The sequence below is a fragment of the Nonomuraea lactucae genome, from assembly GCF_003313395.1.
Taxonomy (GTDB): Bacteria; Actinomycetota; Actinomycetes; order Streptosporangiales; family Streptosporangiaceae; genus Nonomuraea; species Nonomuraea lactucae.
The window spans coordinates 1-3,282 of the sequence record NZ_QNFZ01000698.1 but is presented as its reverse complement, the minus strand read 5'-3'; the positions used below and the strand labels follow the sequence as shown (position 1 = coordinate 3,282).

The following is a 3,282-nucleotide window of genomic DNA, read 5'->3' as shown; positions in this document are numbered from 1 at the left end:
CTGCAGATGACGAGTTCAGGGCGGGGGGCGGCATGGCGGGCGGGCAGCGGGACGTCAACAGCGACGTACCCGGCGGCAGGTGGCCCGCGCTGGCCAGGGTGGCGCGGCGCCGCCGCAGGTCGAGGTTGACGTACAGGCAGCTCGTGAACAGCTCGGGGGCCAGGTCGATGAGCAGCCGGTTGGTGTGGGCGAGCACCTCGCCGGGGCTCGCCCCGGCGGTGGCGTAGGCGTGGATGGCGGTGCGCACCTGCCCCATGAGGGCGGCGGCGGTCATGTCGTGGCCCTGGACGTCGCCGATGACGGCGGCGGCCGTGGTGTCGTCCAGGCGGATGAGGTCGTAGAAGTCGCCGCCGATGTCCATGCCGCGGGTGGCGGGCAGGTAGCGGGCGGCCACCTCCAGGCCGGGCACCGACGGCAGCTCGCTGGGCAGCAGGCTGGCCTGCAGGCTGTCGGCGAGCTGGTGCTTGATGTCGTAGAGGCGGGCCCGCTCCAGGGCCTGCGCGATCAGCCCGGCCAGCGAGGTGAGCGTGGCGCGCTCGTCGGGGATGAAGGTGTGCTCGCGTTCGTAGGCGAACACGCAGACCCCGATGGGACGGCCCGAGGTGATCAGCGGGAGGACCGCCCAGGCGGACATCTCGTCGGTCCGGACGGCGTTGGGATACGCCTGGTGGAATTCGTCCCAGGTGGCGAAGAACTCCGGGTCGCCGGTCTTCAGCACGTCCCCGGTGGCGGTCGGCACGCTCAAGGGGAGGCCGTCGTACCTGATGGCGAACTCGGGGCCGTAGCCGCGGGAGCCGACGACGCGCATCCTGCCGTTCTCCGCGATCAGGAGGGCCATCGCCTGCACGTCGCAGACGGACATCACCTGGTCGGCGACGAGGTCGCTCACGTCCTGCACGGTGACGGCCCGGGTGAGCGTCGCGGCGAGATGCACCATGTTGTAGAGCGCGTCAGCGCGCGTGGGCGTGCCCTCGGGTGGGGACGGCTGCTCCTCGGGCCCGGCCGGGCCTCCCGCGTGCTCCCCCGTGCGTTCCTCCGCGTCGGCGGGGGCGATGCGGACGCTGATGCCGGACGGGTCCGAGTGGAGCTCGAAGGAGAGCCACTGGCCGGACGGGTTCCGGGCGAGGAAGGACGTGGGCTGGTGGCTGAGTGCCGCCTTGCGGTAGTGGTCCTCGAAGACGGGGTCGCTCATCCACCGCAGCACCTCCCAGGGGCGCGTGCCCACCAGCTCTTCGGCCTTGACCCCGAGCTGCGCGGCGGCGAAGGGGGTGATGAAGGTGACGCGGCCCTCCATGTCCAGCGCGCAGCATCCCTCGGGGAGGCGCTTGAGGTAGTCGAGCGCCGCCATGGCCTCGTCCGGATCGACCTCGCCGTCACGCCGCGGCGCCAGGATGCGCGGGCGGTGGCCGGGCAGCACGGGGTTGCCGTGCTCGGCCGCCCGCCGCATGAGGGCGCCCATCCTGCGGCAGGTGGACTCGATGGCCTCCAGCTCGCGCGGGGTGAGCTCGGGCGGGTGGGGTTCGGGCCAGAGCAGGACCAGTGCCCCCCAGTCGGCGGCTCCGGCGTGGATGGGGGCGGCGGCCACGGAGAAGTGGTATGGCAGGGTGAGCGCCGCCCCCGGGAAGCGGCGCGCCATCTCCTCGTGGTCGGCGAGCCACACCAGGCGCCGCTCGCGCACCGCGACCGACGCCGGGACCGGGTCCTCCACCCTGAGCCTGGCCCACTGGTTGGCGATGGGGGCCGGCAGCCCGATCGCCGACTTCATCATCAGGACGTGCTCGCCGGGCGGCAGCAGGTAGAGCGAGCCCATGTGCGCCCCGGTCTCGGCGACGACCTCGGCCAGCATCTCGTTCAGCCCCGACGCGAGATGTCCGGGACCGATGACAGGGGCGAACTGCTCCATGCTCTGTGCCGCCTCACTTCCACGGCGGACCGCACTAGCCGAAATGCCTATATAGGACAATATGCCCGAGCTGGGGGTGGCGGCACCAGCGGTAGCCTGCGGCCATGCACACGCAGTCGCCCGCCGTCAGCCCGACCGAGCTCGGGCCGAAGCTCATCCGGGCCGAGATCCTCGTGGTGTTCTCCGTCTCGCTGGGAGCCAGCGCGCTGGTGGCCCTGGTGCGGCTGGTCGGCGCCCTCACCGCGCCGCGGGAGCTGAAGGGCCAGCAGGCGGTCCTGGTCGGCTCGCTGGCCCCCGGGCGGCCATGGCTGGACCTGACGCTGCAGCTCGTCGACGCCGCGATCACCGTGGCGCCCGTGGCGCTCGTCGCCTACCTGCTCGTCCGGTCCGGCGAGTCGCTGCGGTCGATCGGGGTGGACCTGCGCGAGCCCGGGCGCGACCTGAGGCGGGGAGCGTTGCTCGCCGCCGCCGTCGGCGGGACGGGCCTGGCCTTCTACCTGCTGGTGTACGCCGCCGGGATCAACCTGGCCGTGGTCGCCGGGCAACTGCCCGACGTGTGGTGGCGAGTGCCGGTGCTGCTGCTCGCGGCGGTCCAGAACGGGGTCCTGGAGGAGGTGCTGGTCGCCGGCTACCTGCTGCACCGGCTGGAGCAGGCGGGGTGGAGCCCGTGGCGGGCGGTCGCGGTGTCGGCTCTGCTGCGGGGCTCGTACCACCTCTATCAGGGGTTCGGCGGGTTCGTCGGGAACGTGGTGATGGGAGTGGTGTTCGGGCGCCTGTACCAGCGGTGGGGGCGGGCGATGCCGCTCGTGGTGGCGCACACGCTCATCGACGCCGTCGCCTTCGTCGGGTACGCGGCGCTGCGCGGCAAGGTGAGCTGGCTCCCTTGAACCCGCCTTTCCGGGCGGGCCTCAACCGGTTCTGGCCGCCTTCAGGTGGGCGGCGGCGGCGTGCTCCAGGTGGGTGAGGTCGGAGGCGACCGTGACGAAGGTGAACCCCTCGGCCAGGCGGCGGGCGGCCCGCTCGCCTGTGGGGTTGTGGATGCCGGCCGCGATCCCGGCCCGGTGCGCCGCCGTACGGACCCGCTCGATCGCCTCCTCCAGGGCGGCGTCCGCCGCCGGATCGCCGGGGAACCTCCCGCCCACGGCCAGGCACAGGTCCGAGGGACCGACGTACACGCCGTCCAGGCCGGGTGTGGCGCAGATCTCGTCCACGTTGGCCAGGCCCTCGGCGGTCTCGATCATCGCGAGCACCAGCACGCTCTCGTCGGTCTCGGCCGGCGTGGGGCCGATCCTGAGCATGGCGCGCGTCGGGCCGTACGAGCGGCGGCCCGCGGCCGGGTAGCGCGCGGCGGCGACCACCGCGGCCGCCTGCTCGGCGGT

The 3,282-nt window shown here is 73.3% G+C and carries 3 protein-coding genes; 1 reads left to right on the top strand and 2 read right to left on the bottom strand.

What is annotated here, in order from left to right; translation table 11 throughout:
• Positions 1 to 1,903, bottom strand: a 1,903-nt coding sequence (locus DQW85_RS25605; RefSeq protein ID WP_113702518.1) for a SpoIIE family protein phosphatase, incomplete at its 3' end; no start/stop codon positions are given.
• Positions 1,904 to 2,007: 104 nt separating this feature from the next.
• Here DQW85_RS25605 and DQW85_RS25600 point away from each other — a divergent pair.
• The gene (locus tag DQW85_RS25600) at positions 2,008 to 2,790 is read left to right on the top strand and encodes a CPBP family intramembrane glutamic endopeptidase (protein WP_113702517.1); all 783 of its coding nucleotides are present in this window, start codon (positions 2,008 to 2,010) and stop codon (positions 2,788 to 2,790) included.
• A 21-nt stretch (positions 2,791 to 2,811) separates the two neighbouring features.
• On the opposite strand, the gene DQW85_RS25595 is transcribed toward DQW85_RS25600, so the two are convergent.
• Positions 2,812 to 3,282: aldolase/citrate lyase family protein (locus DQW85_RS25595; protein ID WP_240197426.1), on the bottom strand; the 471-nt coding region annotated here is incomplete at its 5' end.